Below are 25699 nucleotides of genomic sequence, written 5' to 3' on the forward strand. Positions count from 1 at the left end.
GATTTCATTCACTGTTTTAAACTCAAAGGAAGGAGTCCTATTGTGACAACAACGACAACAAAATTTCGTGATGTAGAGATTCGCGCACCTCGTGGTACAAAGCTCAATACAAAAAGCTGGTTGACTGAAGCTCCACTTCGAATGTTGATGAACAATCTTGATCCTGATGTCGCAGAGAACCCGAAAGAATTGGTTGTGTATGGTGGTATTGGTCGTGCCGCGCGCAACTGGGAATGTTTTGACAAGATTGTTGAAACACTTAAAAATTTAGAAATTGATGAAACACTATTGGTACAGTCAGGTAAACCCGTTGGTGTATTTAAAACTCATCAAGATGCACCACGTGTATTGATTGCAAACTCAAACCTAGTTCCTCATTGGGCAAATTGGAAGCATTTCAATGAAATGGATGCCAAAGGCTTAGCAATGTATGGGCAAATGACGGCTGGTTCTTGGATTTATATTGGTAGTCAAGGCATTGTACAAGGTACATATGAGACTTTTGTTGAAGCAGGACGCCAACATTACAACGGCGATTTGAAAGGGCGTTGGGTACTGACTGCAGGTTTAGGCGGTATGGGCGGCGCACAACCTTTAGCTGCAACATTGGCAGGAGCGTGTTCACTGAATATCGAATGTCAACAAGCCAGCATCGATTTTCGTTTGCGCACACGTTATGTTGATGAGCAAGCGACCGACTTGGACGACGCTTTAGCTCGTATCCAAAAATACACGCAAGAAGGTAAAGCAATTTCAATTGCATTACATGGTAATGCTGCTGAAATTTTACCTGAATTGGTTCGTCGTGGTGTGCATCCTGACATGGTGACAGATCAAACCAGCGCTCATGATCCATTAAATGGTTATTTACCGATTGGTTGGACATGGGAAGAGTATCGTCAACGTGCTCAGACTGAACCAGAGTTTGTCGTAAAAGCGGCAAAACAATCGATGGCGAAGCATGTGCAAGCAATGTTGGATTTCCAAAAAATGGGCGTTCCTACATTTGATTATGGCAACAATATTCGTCAAATGGCGCAAGATGAAGGTGTAGAAAATGCCTTCGATTTCCCTGGGTTTGTTCCAGCATATATCCGTCCGCTATTCTGTCGTGGTATTGGTCCTTTCCGCTGGGCTGCACTTTCAGGTGATCCAGAAGATATCTATAAAACAGATGCCAAAGTCAAAGAATTGATTCCAGATGATGAGCATTTACATCGTTGGTTAGATATGGCTCGTGAACGTATTAGCTTCCAAGGTTTGCCTGCACGTATCTGTTGGGTAGGTTTGGGCTTACGTGCAAAATTGGGTTTAGCATTTAACGAAATGGTTCGCAGTGGAGAACTTTCTGCACCGATCGTGATTGGTCGTGATCACTTAGACTCAGGTTCAGTGTCTAGTCCTAACCGTGAAACTGAAGCCATGAAAGATGGTTCAGATGCGGTATCTGATTGGCCATTACTCAACGCATTGTTAAACACTGCGGGTGGCGCAACTTGGGTGTCATTGCATCATGGTGGTGGTGTGGGTATGGGATTCTCTCAACATTCAGGTGTGGTGATTGTGTGTGACGGTACGGATGAAGCAGCAGCACGTATTGCTCGTGTACTGACCAATGACCCTGCAACAGGAGTGATGCGCCATGCAGATGCTGGTTATGAGATTGCTATTGATTGTGCGAAAGAGCAAGGTTTGAACTTGCCAATGATTACGCAATAAAAAAATACAAGGATACCGATTACGATGCTTTTTGCAATTGAGCAAAAGGCATTGTAAGCGAACAATATAGTGCAAAACAGGACGTCAATAATGGAACTTTTAATTCAACCTGGCAAACTTACGCTTGCAGATCTCCGTCAAACTTATTTAAATCCAATCAAAGTTAAACTCGATGACAGTGCTTATGAAGGCATCAATGCGAGCGTTGCTTGTGTCGAAAAAATTGTCAATGAAGGGCGTACAGCTTACGGTATCAATACAGGTTTTGGCTTACTTGCTTCAACAAAAATTGCGCCTGAAGACTTAGAACAATTACAGCGTTCTTTAGTACTTTCTCATGCTGCGGGTGTTGGCGAAGCTTTAGATGATGCGATGGTGCGTTTAATCATGCTGTTGAAAGCCAATAGCTTGGCACGTGGTTTTTCAGGTATTCGTCCTAAGGTGATCGATGCAATTCTGGCTTTGATCAATGCTGAAGTATATCCACATATTCCGTTAAAAGGTTCGGTTGGCGCTTCAGGTGACTTGGCACCATTGGCACACATGTCTTTGGTTTTACTTGGTGAAAGTAAGGCACGTTACCAAGGAGAGTGGTTACCTGCGGTTGAAGCACTGAAAAAAGCAGGCTTAGAACCGATTTCTTTAGCAGCCAAAGAAGGTTTGGCGTTGTTAAATGGCACACAAGTTTCGACTGCTTATGCATTAAGAGGCTTATTTGAAGCAGAAGATCTATTTGCAGCAGCGACTGTATGTGGTGGTTTAAGTGTCGAAGCAATGTTGGGTTCACGGGCACCATTTGATGCGCGCATCCATGAAGTCCGTGGTCAACGTGGTCAAATTGATGTTGCCGCAGCTTATCGTGACTTATTAACTGATTCGAGTGAAATTGCCCATTCACATGAAGATTGTAGCAAGGTTCAAGACCCGTATTCATTACGTTGCCAACCGCAAGTTATGGGGGCTTGTTTAACTCAAATACGTCAAGCCGCAGAAGTACTCGAGATCGAAGCAAATGCTGTATCTGATAATCCTTTGGTATTTGCCGCAGAAGGTGATGTGATTTCGGGAGGCAATTTCCACGCTGAACCCGTTGCAATGGCGGCTGATAATTTAGCCCTTGCAATAGCTGAAATTGGTTCATTGTCTGAACGCCGCATTTCAATGATGATGGATCGTCATATGTCTCAACTACCACCATTTTTAGTTGCCAATGGTGGTGTTAACTCTGGCTTTATGATTGCACAAGTGACTGCCGCGGCATTGGCAAGTGACAACAAAGCACTTGCACATCCTGCAAGTGTTGATAGCTTACCGACTTCTGCCAATCAGGAAGACCATGTATCTATGGCACCAAATGCTGGTAAACGCTTGTGGTATATGGCGGACAATGTTCGCGGTATCTTAGCAGTTGAATGGTTAGGTGCATGTCAAGGACTTGATTTCCGTGAAGGATTAAAAAGTTCACCAAAACTTGAGCAAGCACGCAAAGTACTACGTGATCAAGTGCCTTACTACAGTGAAGATCGTTTCTTTGCTCCAGATATCGAACAAGCGAGTGAATTGCTTGCCAGTGGTTGCTTAAACCAATTAATCATTCCAAAGCTATTACCGAGTTTGTCTAAAGTGTGATCAATAAAACGGCCACATGGAGTGGCCGCATCTATCTAAATTTTCTCAAGGATTGGAGATTATAATGTCACAGCACTCCACATTACAGCGGGGGTTAAACACCCGTCATATCCGTTTTTTAGCATTAGGTTCAGCCATTGGAACTGGATTGTTCTACGGGTCTGCAACAGCCATTAAAATGGCTGGTCCATCAGTACTGCTTGCATATATGGTTGCCGGGATTGCGATCTATATCGTGATGCGAGCATTGGGTGAGATGGCAGTACATAATCCAGTATCTGGTTCATTTAGTGAATATGCATCTAATTATATTGGTCCGCTTGCAGGATTTACCACAGGTTGGACCTATGTCTTTGAGATGATCATTGTTGCTTTGGCAGACGTCACTGCATTTGGTATTTATATGGGATTTTGGTATCCCGATGTACCACGTTGGATCTGGATTCTGTCACTGATCATGTTTTTAGGTGCAATTAATCTGATTCATGTCAAAGTTTTTGGTGAGCTTGAGTTTTGGTTATCCATCGTTAAAGTCAGTGCAATTGTTGCCATGATTCTTGGTGGTTTTGGTCTGATGTTCTATGGTTTTCATGCTGAACATAGCGGTTTTACCACAGGTATCCAAAATCTATGGGTTCATGAGGGGTTTATGCCTAATGGCATCGCAGGATTAATTGCTTGTTTATCTGTAGTGGTGTTTGCATTTGGTGGTATTGAAATCATTGGAATCACAGCAGGTGAATCTGAAGATCCTAAAAAGTCGATTCCACGTGCAATCAATGCTGTCCCAGTACGTATCTTATTATTTTATGTTTTAACTATTTTTGTATTGATGTCAATTTTCCCATGGAATCAAATTGGCAGCAAAGGCAGCCCATTTGTCCAAATCTTTGAAAATCTAGGGATTCAATCAGCAGCAACGATTTTAAATATAGTGGTGATTACTGCTGCGATTTCTGCAATCAACAGTGATGTGTTTGGTGCAGGTCGTATGCTGTTTGGTATGTCGAATCGTGGTCAAGCACCTCAGGTTTTTCAAAAAATTTCCAAAAATGGTGTGCCTTGGATGACGGTTGTGGTGATGGCAGGGGTATTACTTGTCGGTGTGGTACTGAACTATATGATTCCCGAAAATGTCTTCATCATCATTGCGTCGATTGCAACCTTTGCAACGGTTTGGGTGTGGTTGATGATCTTACTTTCTCAAGTTGCAATGCGTCGCAAGTTATCTAAAGCAGAAATTAAAGCTCTAGATTTTCCAGTGATTGGTTGGCCGTATGCACCTGCATTTGCGATTGTATTCATGGTCTTCATTTTACTGATGATGGGGTATTTTCCAGACTCCAGACCCGCAATCTATGTCGGTGCAAGTTGGCTGTTGATTCTTTGGATTGCTTACACGATCTGGGTAAAGCCAAAGCGAAATAATGCCAAAGAAAAATCAAACTTAGCACAAAACATTGAAATGGAAAGCTAATACTGAAACTGCTTATACATGGCATTGCATAGGCAGTATGAGGAAATGTGAATGAAAAAACTTTGGACGAACTGTCATATCGCTACCATGCAAAATGGGGATTATTCCATAATTGAAAATGCTGCAATCGTGACTTTAGGACCACATATTCACTGGATTGGTCCTCAAAAGAATGTTCCTGTAGATGATTATGCTGAGACAATTGATCTCAATGCTGCATGGGTAACCCCTGGTCTGATTGACTGCCATACACATAGTGTATTTGGGGGGAATCGCAGCGTTGAGTTTGAAAAACGTTTGCAAGGGATAAGTTATGCAGAAATAGCCGCCAGCGGTGGTGGAATTGCCAGTACGGTTCGTGCCACGCGGGAAGCAAGTGAAGCAGAGCTTTTGAATGCAGCCTTGAAACGAGTTCTATGTTTGCTCAAAGATGGCGTAACCACGATTGAAATTAAATCAGGTTATGGTCTGGACTATGAAAATGAACGAAAAATGCTTCGCGTTATTCGTCAAATCGCGGATGCTTTGCCAATGACAGTACGTAGTACTTGTTTGGCTGCGCATGCCTTAGCTCCAGAGTATCAGGGGCGAAGTGATGCTTATATTGAGTACATTTGCAATGAGATGTTGCCGAAATTAGCGCAGGAAGGTTTGGTTGATGCCGTCGATGCCTTTTGTGAGCATTTGGCATTTTCACCTGCTCAAGTTGAGCGTGTTTTTAAAACTGCACAGCACTTAAATCTTCCTGTGAAATTACATGCTGAACAGCTTTCATCTTTGGGTGGTTCAAGCCTTGCTGCACGTTACCACGCACTTTCGGCTGATCATTTGGAGTTTATGACCGAAGATGATGCCAAAGCGATGGCCGCTTCGGGAACTGTTGCAGTGCTCTTGCCTGGCGCATTTTATTTTCTTAGAGAAACCCAGTATCCACCATTAGATAGCTTACATAAACATGGTGTGCGTATTGCACTATCGAGTGATTTAAACCCGGGAACTTCTCCAACACTGTCCCTACGTTTAATGTTGAATATGGGCAGTACTTTATTTCGATTGACACCTGAACAAGCTTTGGCGGCAGTCACCATCAATGCCGCTTTTGCACTTGGCTTGCAAGATACACACGGCAGTTTAGAGCAAGGTAAGTTCGCCGATTTTATAGCTTGGGATATTGAGCATCCCTCTGAAATTGTTTACTGGCTGGGTGGTGATTTATCTAAGCGGATTATTCGACATGGCACAGAAGTTTCATTTTAGCCCTAAGCTCACTTTCACAGAGTTGTATTTATTATGAAGCATTCATTTATATGGCAAGGACGCAACGATGGTGAGGGTGAAGCACATTTGCGTATCCATCAAGTGATCAATACTCAAGCTCATGCATCTTATGCATTGATTGGCTTTAGTTCAGATGAAGGTGTGAAGCGCAATAAAGGTCGTTTGGGTGCGGCAGATGCGCCTGATGCAATACGTGCCCAATTGGCAAATTTACCCGTACATCAAGCGCTTTCAATCGCGGATTTGGGCACAGTAATATGTGTAGATGGTGATCTTGAAAAGGCACAGGCGGAATTGGCTGATCAGGTTGAAGTTTGTCTTTCCTCTGGAAGCCAACCCATCGTTTTAGGTGGTGGGCATGAAGTGGCATTTGGAAGTTTTTCTGGATTATTTCAATATGTACAGAAGCATCAACCCAATCAAACAATTGGCATTATCAACTTTGATGCACATTTTGATTTGCGTGAAGCTGATCACGTAAGCTCGGGAACACCTTTTTTAAATGCTGCCCATTTATTAGCACAATATCAGCAAGAATTTCATTATTTATGTATTGGTGTTGCCAAACATGCAAATACTCAAGTGTTATTTGAAACAGCAGATCGTTTGAATTGTCGCTATATTTATGATCAAGCATTACGAGAAAGCAATTTGGATGCAATCACACTGAAAATAAATCAATTTATTGAAAAGGTTGATGTGCTTTATGTCACGGTTGATTTAGATGTCTTTAGTGCCAGTATCGCACCAGGTGTGAGTGCTCCTGCGGTGAAAGGAATTGATTTATCAGTATTTGATCCTTTATTTCAAGCCATTAAAAATTCTGGAAAAATTAAAGTTTTTGATGTGGCTGAGTGTAATCCAAAATTTGATTTGGACAACAGAACTGCCAAATTAGCGGCTTATATTATTTTTAATTATCTTTTTGATTGATGCCTGAACACAACGCATTAAAAGGACAAAAAATACATGTCGAATTTATCTTATATTGCTCAAAATCATGGTCCATGGTCGACTTATCTTGAACAAATCGAACGGGTGACGCCTTATTTAGAACATCTCAAGGGTTATATTGATACATTAAAACGTCCCAAACGCGCGTTGATTGTTGATGTACCAATCGTGATGGATGATGGAACGATTCAGCATTTTGAGGGGTACCGTGTACAACATAATTTGTCACGTGGACCGGGAAAAGGGGGGATTCGCTATCATCCAGATGTCGATTTAAATGAAGTTATGGCACTTTCAGCATGGATGACCATTAAAACTGCTGTGTTAAATCTACCTTTTGGTGGTGCTAAAGGTGGTGTTCGAGTCGACCCACGCCAACTTTCTCCGCGTGAGTTAGAACGTTTAACTCGACGTTATACCAGTGAGATCAGTCATATTATTGGTCCACAAAAAGATATTCCAGCACCTGATGTGGGTACTAACCCCAATGTAATGGGCTGGATTATGGATACCTATTCATCTGGACAGGGACATACTGTCACAGGCGTTGTGACAGGTAAACCGATTCATTTGGGCGGATCTCTAGGTCGTATTAAAGCTACAGGTCGTGGTGTCTTTGTCACTGGTCGAGAGGTCGCTGAAAAAATTAAGCTGCCACTCAAAGGTGCAAAAGTTGCAGTACAAGGCTTTGGTAATGTGGGTAGTGAAGCAGCTTATCTTTTTGCAGAATCACAATCACTTATCGTGGCAATCCAAGATCATACCGGAACCATTTTTAACCCAGAAGGTATTGATTTAGAAAGTTTAAAAAAACATTTGGAAACTCACCAAGGGGTCGCAAATTTTACCGATAGCCAGTTAATTGCAGATGAGGACTTTTGGGATGTCGAGATGGACATTTTAATTCCTGCTGCATTGGAAGGACAAATCACAGTTGAGCGAGCACAGAAATTAACAGCAAAATTAGTTTTAGAAGGTGCAAATGGTCCAACTTATCCAGAAGCAGATGATATTTTAATTCAGCGTGGTGTGACGGTTGTACCTGATGTGATTTGTAATGCTGGTGGTGTCACCGTCAGTTATTTCGAATGGGTACAAGATATGTCGAGCTATTTTTGGTCTGAGGAAGAAATTAACCAACGCTTGGATAAGTTAATGGTTCAGGCGATTAATGATGTGTGGCATACCTCAAATGAAAAAATATGTAGTTTAAGAACGGCAGCATTTATTTTGGGTTGTGAACGGATCTTAAAAGCACGTATGGAACGTGGTATTTTCCCTGGCTAATCATATTCACAATCAAAAGAACTTTTATGTATTTACATGGAAGTTCTTTTTTTTGGAAGAAGAAAAAGCCATCATGAATAGTCTTAATGCCCCTAAATTATTGAACTGATGGGTTAGACATAATCGCATTTTTGAGGCTGCAAATTATCCAAATCATCGCAAAAAATATTGAGCTAAGATTCAATTTTTTAAATTTTGTTGAATGCTGATTCCATCATTTATAGTTTCAATTTCACATGAATTAAAATTTAGCGTATAAATAAACCAATCTATGAACAATACATTTAAATGTCTTCAATAAAATTTTTAGATCAATGAGTGAATTGTATGAACAATATCTTTTCAAAATGGCTATATATTTGGGGATTTGTGAGTTTATCTAGTGTTGCAACTGCACTATCGGCTGGACCGACATTACAATACTCAAAAACATATGATGAATGTACGCATGCTGCTAAATCAGCAACCAACAAGCAAAAATGTATCAGTGCAGAGTACCAACGTCAGAATCAAAGGTTAAAAAATGCTGAGCAAAAACTGTCGGTAACACTTACAGCCAATGAACAAAAAAGATTGTTAGATGCACAAAAAGAGTGGCAAGCAATTCATACCTTTAAAGATAAACAGTGTAATCAGACTGCATTTGATGATGAAAATGCGCCAACGACATCAAGTAAAAAAATGACTTGATTAGACTGTGATCAGCAATTTCTTGAACGAGTGACTGAACGAGCGATTGAGTTAGAGCAAGGTAAGGTGAGAGCTGAATATTATTTAGATCCATAAAACTTAGCTTCTGACTTTTAAATTCTATCTAAAACGAAGCAATATTTTGTGAAAAGTCATTGGATGATCTTGAATACAGATCAATAAGGTAAAATCAAAAGCGAATAAAAGGAAATTTTTATGTGGATAAAACAACAAACGCTAAACCATGTTCCTCAACAGTTACTGAGTCGATTGAAACCCAATCTGATCGGTCTTTTGGCTGCATTGACATTGGGGTTGTCACTCAGTGGTTGTGTAACTACACCTAATCCAGTAAAACAAGCTGCTGATAAATTGGTTGGGCAACATGTAAACAAAGCGATTGATATTTTTGGTTCACCGACTTACCGAGTTCCTGCTAGCAAATTAGGCGGTTCAGCAATGTGGGAAAATTCTATTGTTTCTCAACATGTGGTACAACAGTTTGTGCAAACTGGCTCTGAATATGCAGGTCAGCGAGTTGTTGGACAAACTGGAGGGCAAGGTGTTGTGGGTGCAATTTATGAAAACCAATATCGACCTACTGGATACTATCAAAACGCTGTACAACAGCGTGCTCAATATCTATGCAATATCACGGCATTAACTGGTCCAGGTGACATTATTACCAATATTATGGTGATTGGCTGTAAACAGACTAAAGATGGTTTATGAGCTTCAAATACTGACAGAGGACAGAGATCTGACAGCAACATTCAATGATGGCGCGCTGTCAGACTCTTATCAAGCAATGTCTAATTTGGACATGTTTTTTAATATTGCTATTCAGGAAGCCTTAGCAACGCCTCCGATAATTAAATCAATAATTGAATTTCCATAATTTTCTAAACCAATTAAGTCATCAGGATTGGCTAAAAAGCGTAAGGCACCATTCATGATCATACCGATGATGTTATGTCCTGTATTTTCACAATCTAAATTTTCTCTAAAAAAGCCCTGTTCCACACCATGTTCAAGATAATCAGCTGTAAGCATGCCAGCCATGTGCATTAAATTTTGAATAAACTGTGTCATTTCAGCATCAATCGATGTTGCTTCGAGCAATACTAGTTTTAAGGTGAGTGGGTTTCCTTGAGCAAAAGCCCTTAAACGTTCAGAAATACGCTGACATTGTTCCCGATATTCCTCAATATTTTTTACAGCTTGAGGCGCATTCTCACCAGTCAACAGCGCCATAATTTTTTGCATTGTGTCTGAAATGACATGTTGGAGAATATCGCGTTTATTTTCAAAATGACGATAAAAGGTCCCATGTCCAATACCCAGACGTTTAGCAATATCTGAAATGGCTGTTTGGTGATAGCCGCGTTCAGAAAATTCTAAAAAAGCTGCTTCTAAAATTTCTGCTTGTAACTGTAATCGTTGCCGTTCAGCACGGCTTAAACTGAATTGTTCACGCATAGGCAAAAAATACCAAATAATCTTTAATATTGTTAAACAATAGAAATTGACAAGTCATTCCGTTTTTGACATTTTATTCCAGTCGATCACATTCTAAGCGATTTTTAATATGGAACAAAAGAAAAATAATGTAAAGGATCAAAACTTTTATCGAGTGATTATCGTCGGTGGTGGTTTTGCAGGTCTGGGCGCAGCGATCAAATTGAAAGAAGCGGGCATTGAAGATTTTATTTTGTTGGAAAAAGCGGCTGAAATGGGCGGTGTATGGCGAGAAAACACTTATCCGGGCTGTGCTTGTGATGTTCCTTCGGCATTGTATTCTTATTCTTTTGAACAAAATCCAGCTTGGTCTCGAGTTTTTGCCCAACAAAAGGAAATTAAACAGTATTTGTTTGATGTTGTTGATAAATACAACGTGATGCCACATGTGCATTTAAATCGTGAGGCACTTGAAGCACAATGGTCTGATGCAGAAGATTGTTGGATCATCCAAACCAATCAAGGTGAATTGAGATCACAATTTGCTATTCTTGCTTGTGGTCCTATGCATGAACCTGTATTACCAAATGTCAAAGGGATTGAACATTTTAAAGGCGAGATTTTCCATTCTTCACAGTGGCGTCACGATATTGATTTAACAGGAAAACGAGTTGCTGTAATTGGAACAGGGGCATCTGCACTACAGTTTGTACCGCAAATACAGCCGATGGTGCAACAATTAACGGTGTTTCAGCGTACAGCACAATGGGTATTGCCAAAATCTGATATGCCTTTACTGGCTCCAGTACGTGCTATGTTTAAGATATTGCCGATGACGCAACAACTCATGCGTGGATCTGTGTATGGAATTTTTGAAACCATTAATGGTGGAATTCAAAGTCCAGCAGCCATGAAGCAATTTCAAAAACTAGCACGATGGCATTTGAACTATCATATTAAAAATCCGCAATTACGCCAAAAGCTCACGCCTGATTTTATCATTGGCTGTAAGCGTATTTTACAATCCAACAATTGGTATCCAGCATTGGCACAAGACAATGTAGAGGTCATTGCCAGTGGTTTAACTAAAATTAAAGGCAATACTTTAATTGCTTCAAATGGTGAAAGTTGTGAAGCAGATGTAATCATTCTTGGAACAGGCTTTGAAATTGCTGAACCACCGATTGCCAAACGGGTATATAACCGTTTTGGACAACGGATGTCGGATGTTTGGCAAGGTAGTCCGGAAGGTTATATGGGAACAATGGTAGAAAACTGCCCGAATGGTTTTTTAATGTTTGGACCGAATATCGCGGTGAGTTCTTCTGCTTTTATCATTATTGAAGCGCAATTGGGCTATATCATAGATGCTTTAAAGCAGGCGATCCGTTTGGGGATTCAAACCATCGAGCCTCATCCAGAAAAGACCAAAATGTTCAATGAGGAAGTTCAAGCTGCATTACAAACCACAGTCTGGAATAAAGGTGGATGTCAGAGCTATTTCATTGATCGAAATGGTCGTAACAGTACAGTCTGGCCATGGACCACATTTAAGCTGCGTGAAAAAATGAAACGTTTTAATCTCCGAGAATATCGTGTTGATTATAAACCAGAGACAAAATCAGCATCATGATTTTTTACAAGATCAAGATATAGCGTGCTAATTCACTAAAATAAGCAACTTAAGTTGCTGATAAGATAAAGGACAAATCCATGTTTAAAAAACAACAATTAAAAGGCAAAGTGATTGCGATTACAGGTGCAGCACGTGGTATAGGTTTGGCTACAGCAGAAGCTTTGATCGCACTGGGTGCAAAAGTCAGTATTGGTGATCTTGATTTGGCACTTGCTGAAAAAGAGGCAAAACGTATTGGTGCTAAAGCTTTTCAAGTTGATGTACGAGATCGCACATCATTTGCCCAATTCATTGACAACACGATTCAACATTACGGCAGTCTTTATTCATTGGTGAATAATGCAGGCATTATGCCAATGGGGGCATTTATTGATGAAGATCCAGCACTGGCAGATGCGCAAATTGATATTAATTTTCGTGGTGTAGTCATTGGAATGCAATTGGCCCTCCCTGAACTGATCAAACAACAACAAGGACATATTGTTAATATTGCGTCACTTGCAGGGCGTTTTGCCTTACCGGGTTCAGCTATTTATTCTGGAACCAAATTTGCGGTGATTGGTTTGACTGAAGCAGTTGCAGGCGAGTTTCGTGATTCAAATATTCAATTTACTGCAATTCTTCCCAGTAAGGTGCTGACTGAACTGACCTTGGGAACTGAAAATGCGGCAAAAACGATTCCAGCCGTGAGCCCACAGCAAGTTGCCAATGCTGTCGTAAGTGCTTTAATAAAGCCACGTTTATTCATTGCAGTTCCTGATTATTTACAAACTGTGCATGGCGCTTATGGTTTATTGCCCCAATGGCTACAAAGAGGGGCACGCCGTGTTTTAGGTGATGATGGAATACTGACTAAACTTGACCATTCTGCACATTCGAGTTATGCCAAGCGAATTCATAAGTTAGCCAAATAAGTGTTTTAACTTAAGTGATTCATTTATTTTTGCAGTTTTGAATCATAGGTGGTCTTTGTATTTTGAGTTGACATGGGTGTCGCCATCTTGAGCGTGAGTGTATGAGCCAAAACAAAACACTAATTTGTTTGTAGCGTAAGAGTGCGCTTAAATAAAACAGTGCTTGTACAAAGTGAGGTATTACTTACGCAAATCTATTTAAACTTTAGGTATAAAGTGTGTCAATGAAAGCTTTATATCATTAAGCAATAGCTTCATCGCATTGTATTTATTTGATCAAGAAAAATTATATTCTACCTTATAAGTTTTCAATAGCTTGATAAGTTTTCAATAGCCTTGACTCTAGTATCTTGTGACTCTTTAACAGTTTTACTTTTTTGAGCTCAGGATGATTTGTGTGGCTAAGCCAAAAAACACAGTTCCCATAAACCATTTCTGTGCTTTTAACCAAAGTACATGGCGATTTAGAAATTGTGTAAATGAACTGGCTGAGAAAATAAAAAAGGCATTGGTGAGTAAGCTTACAGTAATCTGTACAAAACCTAATTTCAAGGTCTGTACAAGTACAGCACCTTCATGCGGTTGGATAAATTGAGGAAGTAAAGCCAAATACATCATGGCAATTTTAGGATTCAGTATATTGGTCAGAAAACCCATTAAAAACAGTTTTGAATTGGAATAAGACTGCACATGGTGCATTTCAAAGGGCGATTGTGGTGAGCTGATGGCTTTCCAACCCAAATAGACCAGATAAATTGCGCCTACTATTTTTAATACGTCATAGGCAAGTGGAATCGTCATCAACAGGGCAGTAATTCCAAACGCTGCACAAAACATATAGAACACAAAACCAAGGGCAGTACCTGCTAAGGAAACCAAACCTGCTGTACGACCCTGACACAATGATCTTGAAATAAGATAAATCATATTTGGACCTGGCGTGAGTGCCATACCCAAAGCAATGAGTGAAAACGCAAATAATGAGGTATCCATATTCAAATCTCGATTTTAAAGATTAATCACTGGATGAAATCGTATTTTGTTGAATACATTCAGCAAGTTTGACTTTATCTTGCGGATGTAAGGTAATGAAATAAGCACCTACACGATACTGTTCATTTTCAACGGTTTCCGAATATGCAATTTGTGCTGTGGCAGCAATATGAAAGAAATTTTCAGGGTGACTTAAGGTCACATGAATATAACTGCCCTGTTTAAGATATTGCTGACTAATAAAACTAAAGCCACTTTCTGAAAAATTCACGTTTTGTGGCGTTGGTAACATGGTTTGTACAATAGAATCGTAAAGAGACCCTGTAATAAGGTTTAACTTTTGGTTGAATAAGGATAAGATTCGAGCAATTTGTTGATCTTTTTCATTTAATTGTTCTAATTCGTAGTGAAGTGCATGATCAAATTGATCTAATTCTGCAAGTAGTAGAAAATAGCGCGGTAATACAAAATTAGGATCATATGGATCGTTCAGCGCAACTTCTTCAGAAATGATTTGATAGTTGATTCTCAATGCAGCATCAATTCGAGACATGACACGACGTTCAATCATTTCATTTTGCTGCTGTAACGCTTCCATAAAACACCTCGGACTAGATGGTATGTTTAAACCAATCTCGCTGTATATAGGGTTGAGATACACTCGCGCGCGGCGTAGTAATCACTTTATTTCTTTTATCGCTCTGGTTTCCATGATCGGTCTAACCCTAGGGGTTGCTGTACTGATTACAGTTTTATCTGTTATGAATGGTTTTGACCGAGAGCTTAAGAACCGTGTCTTAGGTATGATACCTCAAGCTACTGTTTCTTCAACACAAATTTTAACAGACTGGCCAGTTCTTGCGAAAAAAATTGAAAAACATCAACACGTGACTGGTGTTGCGCCATTTACCCAATTACAAGGCATGCTCACTGCTCAGGGGCAAGTTGCAGGCATCATGGTGACTGGGATTGAACCTCAGTATGAGAAAAAGGTTTCAATTATTCAAAATCATATGGTGGAAGGCAGCATAGATCAACTGAAAAAAGGTGAATATGGCATTGTTTTAGGTAAACAAATGACAGATGCACTTGGTTTAAGTCTGAATGACAATGTCACCTTGGTTTTACCTGAAGCAACACCCTCTCCAGCAGGCGTTGTTCCGCGTTTTAAGCGTTTTAAAATTGTAGGAATTTTTAGTATTGGTGCAGAGGTTGATTCTAGCTTGGGTTACATCGCATTAAATGATGCTTCGACTTTGCTACGTCTTCCAGATGGTGCGCAAGGGATTCGAATGAAGCTTGATGATATTTTCCAAGCACCTCAAGTTGCCAATGAAATTGTGCGTGATTTGCCAAGTGGTTTTTATGCTTCTGACTGGACGTATACACATGGGAATTTGTTTAGTGCAATTCAAATGGAAAAGGCAATGGTCAGTTTATTGCTCTTTCTGATTGTCTTGGTGGCTGCATTCAATATCGTTTCTTCATTGGTGATGGTGGTGACTGATAAGAAATCTGATATTGCGATTCTTAGAACACTGGGGGCTTCACCAGCAACTATTACTCGAATTTTTATGGTTCAGGGAACAGTGATTGGTGTTGTTGGTACAGTTACTGGAGCAATTTTAGGGGTAATCTCAGCTTTAGGTATTAGTAATTTTATCGGTTGGCTTAATACAGCATTTGGCTTACATCTTTTTGATGCTTACTTCATTAACTATTTACCATCATATTTAAGATGGCAAGATGTTGTGATTATTGTGACGCTATCACTGGGTCTAAGCTTTATTGCCACTATTTATCCAGCATTGCGTGCTGCCAAAATTCAACCTGCGGAGGCGCTTCGTTATGAATAGTGCAGTACAACCCGTGGTACTCGAAGCGGAAAATATTTATAGATCGTTTACAGATGGGAAATCACATGTAGATGTGATTAAAGACTTGTCCCTACAGGTCCATCAAGGTGAATTTGTTTCTATCGTTGGTTCAAGTGGTTCTGGTAAAAGTACCTTATTGCATATTTTAGGGGGCTTAGATCGTCCAACTCAGGGCATGGTCAACCTCAATGGCAAACGTTTTGACAACTTAGGTGAAGCCGAGCGTGGTTTTCTGCGCAACGAAAACTTAGGTTTTGTTTATCAATTTCATCATTTATTGCCAGAATTTACTGCGCTTGAAAATGTTGCGATGCCGTTGATGTTAAGAAAGGATGCCGAGTTTAAACAGGTCAAAGCTCGCGCTGAGTATTTGCTTGAAAGGGTTGGGCTATCACACCGATTAACGCATCAACCTGGGGAGCTATCCGGTGGTGAACGTCAACGTGTGGCTTTGGCGCGTGCCTTGGTGACCCAGCCGAAGTTGATGCTTGCGGACGAGCCAACAGGTAATCTTGATCGAAAAACAGCAAAATCTATTTTTGAGTTACTGCGTGATTTACGAGAGGAATTCAATATGGCAATGTTAATCGTGACCCATGATGAGCAATTGGCAAAATCTGCAGATCGTATTTTGCATATGCAAGATGGTATTTGGGTTGGTGAATAAAGCTTTTAGTCATTTTCATGATTGAATCTTAAGTGTATATTGATCATCCATGATTAAGTTCAAAAATTGGGCTTAATCAACACCAACATACTGAAAACAATAAAATCGAACAATTATATGTCTCTATATTGCCTCTTGATCGGATGGATATTGGGTGTTTCATTGATGGGATATCCGTTGCCGCAACATATTAATCTGTTACTTTGTTTAGGTATCGGAGCAAATCTTCTGCTGATTGTAGGTCATTATTTCAACTATAAAATCATTACCTCTGTATATTTTAAGCTTCTTCAAACAGCTTTAATCACTTTAGTCAGTGGTTTACTCGGCTGGCATTATGCAGATAGTGCATTGTCGCAGCGACTGACGTTAAGAGATACACCACACTATCAAATTGATCAAATTATCTATATTGCTCACATCAATAAAGTTAGACAGAAAACGTCGACATCTAGCGAAAAATTTTCAAATACTGCTACGATTCAACAAAAAGTTCAGCTTTTAGCACCTAAACAGACCACACAACTCATACTATATGCCAATCCATCCCAAGCAGAGCTTTTACAACTAGGGCAGTACTATCGGGTGACTGGACAAATTAAGCCCATCCACGGCTATGCGGTAGACGGCACATTCGATAAAGAAAAATGGAGTATTCAAGAAAATATTTTGGGTATATTGCAACCCAAGTCAATTGATCTCATTGATTCTGATGAGGTTAAACAGATGGGGTATGCTGCATTTGTTGACCATCAACACACATGGTGGAAACAAGCACAATTGAAAATAGAAAAATTAAGATTCGATTTTAGGAACTTAATTGCTCATTCGTCTTTACAGCATAAAGGATTATTACTGGCACTATTAACAGGAGATGAAAGTTTATTACCCAGTGCGATCCAAGATTTATTTAAAAAAATGGGAATTTCCCATCTATTGGCAATCTCGGGTCCTCATGTATTGATTTTTGCGACACTTTTTTGCTTTTTATTCAATGTAGTCATCAAGCAAATTTTCCCCGCTATCTTTTTAAAAGTGCCACGACCGTATTTACTGGTTTACCCATTTTTAATCTGTGTGGTGTTTTATACCGCTTTTGTCGGTTTTGAAATTCCAGCACTTCGAACCATGCTGACGATCATCATTTTAAGTTTGATCATTTTGTTAAAACAAAAAATTCAACCGCTTAAACATCTATTGTTGGCTGCCAGCATTTTATTATTGTTCGATCCTTTTAGTATTCTTTCAGCAGCATTTGCCTTGTCTTTTGGAACATGTTTTATTTTGATTCGAATTTATCAAACGATTCAGCAACAAGATCAACAACAGATTGATACATGGAAAACACAAAGCAAACGTTTTATTTATCTCTTGATCGAATCTCAATGGAAAATTTTTATTGCACTCATGCCATTGGTTTTATGGGTCTTTCAACAATTCTCTTGGCTTGCACCCCTGAGTAATTTGATTGCAATTCCAATGATGGCGTTGATTGTACCTGTTGAAATAATCGCAGCCTCTTTGAGTTTTTTTTCTGAGTCTCTTGGATTATGGATATTTCAGTTTTCTGATCTGCTTCTTTCGATTTTGGTCACAGTATTAGAACTATTCGATCAATCTTTAGGGGGAGAGTTGAGCTGGTGGGCATTGAGCCAACTCGAGATTTTATGTATCGCATTTGCCATATTTATTGTGTTTCTTCCTCAAGGAACAGTTCCTAAATTTTGGGCTTTGTTATGCTTAAGCCCGTTATTTTTACCTCAACAAAGCGCTTCAATTTTTCAGTTGAATGTTCTAGATGTTGGACAGGGACAGGCCGTGCTTATCAGATTACCCCAACATAACATGCTGATTGATACTGGCGGTTCATGGGATGAAACTCAATTGAGCATCGGGCAACAGGTGATGTTACCTTATCTGATGCGACAAGGGGTTAGCCAGCTTGATCAAGTGATTTTAACCCATCTAGATCAAGATCATAGTGGGGCATTTACACAGATTGCAAAGCAGATCAAGATTGATAAAGTTTTTTCCAATGAACAGCATGAAGGTTTTAAACCGTACTCATTTGAATATTGTCAGCAAGGACAAGTCTGGCAATATGGTGAGATTCGTATTTCGATATTATCGCCTGCCCAGAATAAACTCAGTCAGGTGGCATATAATAAAAATGAACAGTCCTGTGTGGTCTATATTCAAGTACCACAATCAAAGTCCTATCAAAACTTTTTGCTGATGGGTGATGCAGGTTGGGAAACTGAGTTTAATTTATTACAACAATATCCTGAGTTGAACGTAGATGTGCTTGTATTGGGACATCATGGTAGTCAGAACAGTTCTTCTTATGCCTTTTTAAAACAACTACAGCCTAAACTTGCTATCGTATCGGCAGGATACAACAATCGTTATGGTCACCCTCATCCGATCGTATTAAAACGTCTGGCTCATTTGAATATTCCACTAAAATCTACCAGTCAACAGGGCACTATTCAAATTGATCTTGATCGCCATGGAGAAATGAAAATAAACAGTTTTCGTGACAGGCTAAAATGGCTGGGCAGGGCTGAAAGTTGAGCCATTGCGGATGAGCTTTGCCATTTCCATTGCTTCTTTATTTGGAACATTATAAATCTGTTTAAGCAGTGGATGGGCCTTAAAGCGTTTATAACTCCAATGATAATGTTCGGGATATCGGCAAATAAGCTGTTCCAATAATTGATAAATCATTCGTGTGCCTTGGTTGGCATCGACTTGATAGATTTCTTCATCAATAGGTTGAATGACCATGTCAAAACCTTGATTGTCATTTCTGATGGCATATAAGAACAGTGCTTTGGCTTTGGTTTTTTGAATCAATTTAGCACTTAAATTGCTTGAAGAAAGAGGAATACCAAAGTACTCAATCAGTTCACCTCCCTGATGAGGGGTATGATCAGGCAGAATTACGGTTGTTCCACCTTGTTTCAAGGCTCTAAAAATTTGACGCACACCTGATTCATCCGTGGGTACAAGGGTAGCATTTTCACGACTTCGTGCAGCACGTACAAAATTATCGGCACTGACATCTTTGATCGGTTCATACATGATGGTCATTTGAGTGTATTGTGCAAACCAAGCATTCATAACTTCCCAAGTTCCAAAATGCGGCACGATTAGTACTAAGCCTTTACCTGCTGCAATGGCATCATGAAAATAATGTTCACCTTGTATATGATGAATACGATCAATATTTTTTTGATTTGATCCACCCCAAACGGTAAAAAACTCCATATAAGACTGTAATTCATTGCGAATGGCGTGTTCTGTAATTCTTTCGCGTTGCGCTTTGTCTAATTCCGGAAAGCATATTTCGACATTGAGACGAATAGTTTCAGATGTCTTGGTGATACGTAACAAATTCACTAATCCAGCTAAAATTCGGGCAATAAAACGAGCCACAGGAATAGGAAGCTGGCTGAAGAAATTGAGCAATCGCGTGGTTATGGTTTTATGTTTATCAGTCATCTGGATCAAGAATTTATTACTGAGGTGAATAGGGTAAACTTGGTTTTAGCAGGCTTTTGCAAGCCACTACACTATATCAATAAGCCCTAATTTTAAGATTTAGCGAAATATTATAAGTTAAATCGTAATGATTAAATAGATTATACGGATTCCGTGTATATAATGAAGCATGAATAATTAATTTGGATGGTATAAATGTCCGATTGGCCACCTAAACCTCAAAATGACAATACAAATTTAAACTCGAATGTAGGTCAGCAACCTACAGGGCAGGAATGGAAGATCTTAGAAAAAGCAGTTCTTGCCTCTGTAGAGGAACAGCGCCGTAGTCGACGTTGGGGAATTTTCTTCAAAATTCTGACTTTTCTTTACATTCTCTTTGTTTTGGTTGCATTAGTAAAAAGTTGTTCTTTATCCAGTGCGGATGATGCTTCAATGACCTCTGAAAATCATTTAGGCGTGGTCAATATTGTGGGCACAATTGACTCAAGTAGTCAGGGTGTTAATAGTACTGATACGATCAAATCGTTAAAGAAAGCATTTGAAGCAAAATCAGCAAAAGCTGTGGTATTGAATGTGAACTCACCTGGTGGGTCTCCTGTTCAATCTGATGATATTTGGCAGGAAATTCAGTATCTTAAAAAGCAGAATCCTGATAAAAAAGTCTATGCGGTGATTGGTGATATGGGGGCTTCAGGTGCTTACTATATTGCTTCTGCTGCTGATGAGATTTGGGTAAATCCATCAAGTTTGGTTGGCTCTATTGGTGTCATTATGCCTAACTATGGGGTCAGTGGTTTAGCCCAGAAGTTAGGCGTTGAAGATCGTACGATGACGTCTGGTAATAATAAAGACATTTTGAGTATGACCAAGCCAATTAACCCTGAACAACGTGCACATATTCAAGCATTATTAGACAATGTCCATGATCATTTTATTGATGCTGTAAAACAAGGTCGTGGTGCCAAGTTGAAGTCGCAAGACCCTGCAATTTTTTCTGGCTTATTCTGGACAGGTGAGCAAGCAATCAAACTCGGTATCGCCGATAAAGCCGGCAATATTGAAAGTTTAAAACGTGAGTTAAAAGTCAAAAAAACAGTGAATTACACAGTTGAACGGAGTCCATTTGATTCAATTATCGGACGTATGGGTTCAGAAATGGGGCATGGTCTCGGTGAGGCAATTAACCAAAAACTGGGTACCAACCAAGATGTTAAAATGCAATAGTTTTAAATACTTGATATGTAAAGCGTGATCTGTGATTGATCACGCTTTACAGCGTGAAAACCATACTATAAAAAGCCAATCTTTCATGTTTATACAAATTTAATGCGATCAGAGAAAAACCAACCATGTTTGATCAATAGTTAAAAATATACAAATACTGAATAGTCCCTCGATGATCAACACCACCAGTTAATGAAAGAAAATTAAGCAAAATCAAAGTTTTCCTATCTTCATTTATTATCAATAGATTTAAACTGAATTCAAAAGAATAATCTAAACAGTCTAAAAAAAGTGTTTAACGCAAGCCAAGTTATCCTATACAGTGTTTTCAATTGCCTAGATTTTTGAATGTAAAAGGAACACATGACTCGCTTATCTCAGATGAAACCTGTTATTCACTTTGCCCATGCCAATGGTGTACCTTCAAAGGTATATACAAAACTGTTTGATTTGTTAAAAGATCAATATGATGTCATATATGTATCGTTACTGGGAACTGATCAACGTTATCCGATTGATAACAATTGGTCGAACTTTGCTGATCAAGTGATTGATAGCATTGTGCAACAATCCAATGGTCGTAAAGTCATTGGGCTAGGGCATTCTTTAGGCTCTGTTGCGACATTTTTAGCTTCGTTTAAGCGCCCCGATTTATTTGAGCAAGCGATTTTGCTAGATCCCCCTTTAATTATGGGGAAAGCCTCATTATTTTTTAATCTTGCAAAAACTTTTTTTCCAAAAAAAGTCGATCAAATTACCCCAGCGCATTTGAGCTTACGTCGGCGAGATCATTGGGAATCACGTCAACAAGCAGCAGAGCTACTGAGACCCAAAGGTTTTTATCAGCATTTTGATGGAGATTGTTTTCAAGCATATATTGATCATGCCTTAACGGAAGATCATGTGCGAGGTGGAGTCACTCTAACCATTCCTAAAGATGTGGAAGTTGCAATTTTTAGAAGTGGTCCATCTTATTGGTGGTTGCCGCATCCACAACCGCAAATACCTGTAGATTTGGTGATTGGTTCAGACAGTCCATTTTTAAAACGTAAATTTCCTCAAATCGTGAAAAAGAAATTTAATATTCCTTTTACAGTCACATCAGGGGGACATATGTTTCCTTTGGAGCATCCAGTTGAAACAGTTGAACTCGTCAAGCAATTGATACGAAAAAAATAATTGCTTTAAGGGGATATAGATTTTTCTATAGACAGACGATTACATGCGTATTGAATTTGATTTGGAAATTTATAATTTTGAATTGAATGATGTTGAGCAATAAAAAATGCATCCTAAGATGCATTTTTGGAGCATATTTCAACCTAAAAGTTGTTTAAAACTGACAGAACTGAATTGGTTTTTCAAGCATTTGCCCTTTATATAACACTTGACCATTATCCAAATGTTGAAGGGTGCCATTACAGATCCACTCAACGGCTTGTGGATAAATTAAATGTTCAAGAACATGTACACGTGCTGCAAGAGATTGTACATTGTCATGCAAATCAACTTTTAAAATGCCTTGTGTTAACGCCTGACCTGCATCCAATTCAGCGGTGACATAATGCACAGTACAACCATGCCACACATCCCCAGTTTTTAAAACACGTTCATGGGTATGCATACCTTTGTAGTTTGGTAAGAGAGAAGGGTGGATATTCACCATTTTACCTTGCCAAGCATTTACAAATGGGGCACTCAAAATGCGCATAAAACCCGCAAGAATAACCAAATCAACATCCCAATCTTTTAATTGCTGATGCATAACATCATCAAATGTTTCACGATTAGGATAATTTTTATGTTCAATTACACGAGTCGCAATACCTGCTTTTGTCGCGCGCTCTAAAGCATATGCTTCAGGTTTATTGGAAATTACTCCGACAATTTGCCCTGAAAGATTGGCATCAATCAAGGCTTGTAGATTACTTCCACTGCCTGAAACAAGTACAGCAATTTTAATCATGCGAAAACTTAGGCAAAAATGACACGAATTTTTTCGTCAGCGCCTTCAACAGAAGCTGGATTTTCCTGAATATGACCAATTTTCCAAGCTTTTTCGCCTTGAGTGGTCAACACTTCAATGGTTTTATCTGCATCATTCGCATCAACGGCAATCACCATGCCCACGCCACAGTTGAAAGTGCGGTACATCTCAAATTGTTCAACACCACCTTCACGTTGTAAAAGTTTGAACAGTTCAGGCCATTCCCATGAAGACTCATTGATTACAGCCTGAGCACCGTTTGGAAGTACACGTGGTAAGTTACCCGGTAAGCCACCACCGGTAATATGAGCCATGGCATGTACATCAACTTGCTTGCAAAGTTCAAGAACTGGCTTAACATAAATACGCGTTGGTTCCATTGCAACATCTGCAAGTGAGCGACCATCAATGATTTGTGTTAAATCAACGTTTTTCACATCCAGAATTTTACGAAGCAAAGAGTAACCATTTGAGTGCGCACCAGAAGATGCTAAACCAATCAAAACGTCACCCGCTTTAACTTTAGAGCCATCAATAATTTTGCTTGCTTCAACAACACCTACAGAAAAACCTGCAAGATCATAGTCTTCGCCTTCATACATTCCTGGCATTTCAGCAGTTTCACCGCCGACTAAAGCACAGCCTGCAAGTTCACAGCCTTGACCAATACCAGTCACTACATTTGCAGCAACATCGACATTGAGATGACCTGTTGCATAATAATCAAGGAAGAATAAAGGTTCTGCACCACACACTAAAAGGTCGTTTACACACATTGCAACCAAGTCTTGACCAATTGTGTCATGACGGTTTAAGTTTAATGCTAAACGTAGTTTTGTACCGACACCATCTGTACCTGATACAAGAACTGGTTCTTCATAACCTTTAGGAATTTTGCAAAGTGCACCGAAGCCGCCTAAACCACCCATTACTTCAGGGCGTGTTGTGCGTTTAGCGACTGATTTGATTCGATCGACAAGTGCGTCGCCCGCTTCAATATCGACACCAGCGTCTTTATAGCTTAAACCAGTGTTTGGGGTAGAAGTTGAGTTGCTCATAATTGAAGTCTCCGCATTCGCGCGAGGATTATACCTGAATATACGAAACTCTTATGTTATTTATGCGCCAAAATGTTATCTTTATTAAAATATTTTACTCTCAATAATGATTAAATTTGAAAAAGGCGTGATTCGATGCATGATCGGACTTTAAAACGAATTTTTATTCTTGCTGCAATCGCTTTTGTTCTATGGATTTTGTACTTACTGAAACCAGTCGTGATTCCATTTGTCGCTGCATTTCTGGTCGCTTATCTGTTTAGCCCAGTAGTTGAAAAGCTGACTAAATTTTTACCACGCTGGCTGTCTATTTCAGTGGTATTTATCGGAATAGGTGTATTGCTGACTTGGGCAATTTGGTTTGTGGTGCCTTTGGTTTGGAAACAATTAATCTATGCGCGCGACAGTATTCCTGCTGGAATTCATTGGGTGAATGCGACTTTTTTACCGTGGTTATCCAATAATTTTAATGTAGAGCACATGGAGCTTGATACAGACCAGATTTCTAAAGTGGTCATGGACTATGTACAAACCAACTATAGTGCAGACAGTATTCAATCGATGGCGTTAAAAATCGCGCAGTCTGGATTAAGTTTTATTTCGATTGGCGGTACGATTGTTTTAATTCCAATTATTGCATTTTATTTCTTGCTCGATTGGAACCGCATGTTAGAAAGCATGAAGGGATTTATTCCGCGCCAATATGAAAACAGCGTTCTAAACATCGTTGCTGAATGTCATAGTGTTTTGGGAGCTTTTGTCAAAGGTCAATTTTTAGTCATGGTCTTGTTGGGCATCGTATATGCCGTTGGCTTACAGTTGGTTGGATTGGAAGTCGGATTGATTATTGGGATGATTGCAGGTCTATGCAGCATTATTCCGTATTTGGGTTTTGGTGTAGGTATTATTGCCGCCATTATTGCCTGTTTCTTCCAATTTGGTCTTGATGTAAAACATTTATTGATGGTTTTAGCGGTATTTGGTGTTGGGCAATTGATCGAAGGATACATTCTGCAACCTTTCCTTCTTGGGGATAAAATTGGTTTATCACCAGTCGCTGTGGTTTTTGCGGTACTTGCTGGTGCGCAATTAGGCGGCTTTGTTGGGATGTTGATTGCGCTTCCTGTTGCTGCGGTGATCGTCGTTTTACTGAAACATCTCAAAGAGTTATATCAACGCAGTCAATTCTATAAGTCAGAAAGTACACTGGTCACCATACAAAATACTGGAAGTTCTGAGACAATTTCGGTTGAAAGCGATCAAGTTGATCTTGATATTGAAGTAAAAAACACGCAAGATACTGATGAATCGATTAAAACTGATCAAAATCCACTTTAGGAATGA

22 protein-coding genes are annotated in these 25699 nt (G+C 39.5%); 16 read left to right on the forward strand and 6 right to left on the reverse strand.

The annotated features are described in order from the left end of the window. Window positions 1-42: 42 nt before the first annotated feature. From hutU to I9192_RS07975, 8 genes are all read left to right on the forward strand, one after another. The gene (gene hutU / locus I9192_RS07940) at window positions 43-1719 is read left to right on the forward strand and encodes a urocanate hydratase (RefSeq protein WP_005030003.1); all 1677 of its coding nucleotides are present in this window, start codon (window positions 43-45) and stop codon (window positions 1717-1719) included. 90 nt (window positions 1720-1809) lie between these two features. Continuing rightward, window positions 1810-3348, forward strand: coding sequence for a histidine ammonia-lyase (gene hutH / locus I9192_RS07945; RefSeq protein WP_005030001.1), 1539 nt, complete (start codon window positions 1810-1812; stop codon window positions 3346-3348). A gap of 64 nt (window positions 3349-3412) precedes the next feature. Beyond that, entirely contained in the window at window positions 3413-4825 is a 1413-nt protein-coding gene (locus I9192_RS07950; RefSeq protein ID WP_004831478.1) for an amino acid permease, read from the forward strand. A 51-nt stretch (window positions 4826-4876) separates the two neighbouring features. Next, the gene (hutI, locus tag I9192_RS07955) at window positions 4877-6082 is read left to right on the forward strand and encodes an imidazolonepropionase (protein WP_005029999.1); all 1206 of its coding nucleotides are present in this window, start codon (window positions 4877-4879) and stop codon (window positions 6080-6082) included. Window positions 6083-6115: 33 nt separating this feature from the next. Beyond that, window positions 6116-7036, forward strand: a complete 921-nt coding sequence (hutG, locus tag I9192_RS07960; protein ID WP_151800955.1) for a formimidoylglutamase — start codon at window positions 6116-6118, stop codon at window positions 7034-7036. A gap of 36 nt (window positions 7037-7072) precedes the next feature. Next, window positions 7073-8344 (forward strand): Glu/Leu/Phe/Val family dehydrogenase, encoded by a 1272-nt coding sequence (locus I9192_RS07965; RefSeq protein ID WP_200150314.1) that lies wholly within the window; start codon window positions 7073-7075, stop codon window positions 8342-8344. Window positions 8345-8671: 327 nt separating this feature from the next. After that, complete coding sequence (locus I9192_RS07970; RefSeq protein WP_227567105.1) at window positions 8672-9034, forward strand: lysozyme inhibitor LprI family protein; 363 nt, start codon at window positions 8672-8674, stop codon at window positions 9032-9034. A gap of 216 nt (window positions 9035-9250) precedes the next feature. Continuing rightward, window positions 9251-9766 (forward strand): hypothetical protein, encoded by a 516-nt coding sequence (locus I9192_RS07975; RefSeq protein WP_200150315.1) that lies wholly within the window; start codon window positions 9251-9253, stop codon window positions 9764-9766. A gap of 111 nt (window positions 9767-9877) precedes the next feature. Here I9192_RS07975 and I9192_RS07980 read toward each other — a convergent pair whose 3' ends face one another. After that, complete coding sequence (locus I9192_RS07980; RefSeq protein ID WP_005029984.1) at window positions 9878-10513, reverse strand: TetR/AcrR family transcriptional regulator; 636 nt, start codon at window positions 10511-10513, stop codon at window positions 9878-9880. 109 nt (window positions 10514-10622) lie between these two features. Here I9192_RS07980 and I9192_RS07985 point away from each other — a divergent pair, with 109 nt between their 5' ends. Together I9192_RS07985 and I9192_RS07990 are read left to right on the forward strand one after the other, a co-directional pair. Beyond that, entirely contained in the window at window positions 10623-12125 is a 1503-nt protein-coding gene (locus I9192_RS07985; RefSeq protein ID WP_200150316.1) for a flavin-containing monooxygenase, read from the forward strand. An 80-nt stretch (window positions 12126-12205) separates the two neighbouring features. Beyond that, entirely contained in the window at window positions 12206-13042 is an 837-nt protein-coding gene (locus tag I9192_RS07990) for an SDR family oxidoreductase (RefSeq protein WP_046760183.1), read from the forward strand. Between the two features lie 369 nt (window positions 13043-13411). On the opposite strand, the gene I9192_RS07995 is transcribed toward I9192_RS07990, so the two are convergent. Continuing rightward, complete coding sequence (locus I9192_RS07995) at window positions 13412-14035, reverse strand: LysE family translocator (RefSeq protein WP_042090236.1); 624 nt, start codon at window positions 14033-14035, stop codon at window positions 13412-13414. A gap of 22 nt (window positions 14036-14057) precedes the next feature. Continuing rightward, window positions 14058-14633, reverse strand: coding sequence for a PilZ domain-containing protein (locus I9192_RS08000; RefSeq protein ID WP_005029975.1), 576 nt, complete (start codon window positions 14631-14633; stop codon window positions 14058-14060). A gap of 22 nt (window positions 14634-14655) precedes the next feature. Between I9192_RS08000 and I9192_RS08005 the strand changes: the two genes are divergently transcribed. From I9192_RS08005 to I9192_RS08015, 3 genes are all read left to right on the forward strand, one after another. Continuing rightward, on the forward strand, window positions 14656-15891 hold the full coding sequence (locus I9192_RS08005; RefSeq protein WP_004831465.1) for a lipoprotein-releasing ABC transporter permease subunit: 1236 nt from the start codon (window positions 14656-14658) through the stop codon (window positions 15889-15891). After that, entirely contained in the window at window positions 15884-16579 is a 696-nt protein-coding gene (gene lolD / locus I9192_RS08010; protein ID WP_004831464.1) for a lipoprotein-releasing ABC transporter ATP-binding protein LolD, read from the forward strand. The genes I9192_RS08005 and lolD overlap by 8 nt, the downstream gene beginning before the upstream one ends. Window positions 16580-16696: 117 nt before the next feature. After that, window positions 16697-19153 carry a DNA internalization-related competence protein ComEC/Rec2 gene (locus I9192_RS08015; protein ID WP_046760182.1) on the forward strand — a complete coding sequence of 819 codons (2457 nt, stop codon included), beginning with the start codon at window positions 16697-16699 and terminating at the stop codon, window positions 19151-19153. Here I9192_RS08015 and I9192_RS08020 read toward each other — a convergent pair. After that, entirely contained in the window at window positions 19124-20083 is a 960-nt protein-coding gene (locus I9192_RS08020; RefSeq protein WP_046760181.1) for a lysophospholipid acyltransferase family protein, read from the reverse strand. The genes I9192_RS08015 and I9192_RS08020 overlap by 30 nt on opposite strands. A gap of 195 nt (window positions 20084-20278) precedes the next feature. On the opposite strand from I9192_RS08020, the gene sppA reads away from it, so the two are divergent. Then, window positions 20279-21310, forward strand: coding sequence for a signal peptide peptidase SppA (gene sppA / locus I9192_RS08025; RefSeq protein WP_004831461.1), 1032 nt, complete (start codon window positions 20279-20281; stop codon window positions 21308-21310). 381 nt (window positions 21311-21691) lie between these two features. Continuing rightward, on the forward strand, window positions 21692-22489 hold the full coding sequence (locus I9192_RS08030) for an alpha/beta hydrolase (RefSeq protein ID WP_035300548.1): 798 nt from the start codon (window positions 21692-21694) through the stop codon (window positions 22487-22489). Window positions 22490-22643: 154 nt separating this feature from the next. Here I9192_RS08030 and purN read toward each other — a convergent pair whose 3' ends face one another. Then, window positions 22644-23276 carry a phosphoribosylglycinamide formyltransferase gene (gene purN / locus I9192_RS08035; RefSeq protein ID WP_005029963.1) on the reverse strand — a complete coding sequence of 211 codons (633 nt, stop codon included), beginning with the start codon at window positions 23274-23276 and terminating at the stop codon, window positions 22644-22646. 8 nt (window positions 23277-23284) lie between these two features. Then, window positions 23285-24355 carry a phosphoribosylformylglycinamidine cyclo-ligase gene (purM, locus tag I9192_RS08040; RefSeq protein ID WP_200150317.1) on the reverse strand — a complete coding sequence of 357 codons (1071 nt, stop codon included), beginning with the start codon at window positions 24353-24355 and terminating at the stop codon, window positions 23285-23287. Window positions 24356-24490: 135 nt separating this feature from the next. Between purM and cxpE the strand changes: the two genes are divergently transcribed. Further along, window positions 24491-25693, forward strand: a complete 1203-nt coding sequence (gene cxpE, locus I9192_RS08045) for a chloramphenicol efflux transporter CxpE (RefSeq protein WP_004831457.1) — start codon at window positions 24491-24493, stop codon at window positions 25691-25693. Window positions 25694-25699: the final 6 nt, after the last annotated feature.

The organism is Acinetobacter bereziniae, assembly GCF_016576965.1.
GTDB lineage: Bacteria > Pseudomonadota > Gammaproteobacteria > Pseudomonadales > Moraxellaceae > Acinetobacter > Acinetobacter bereziniae.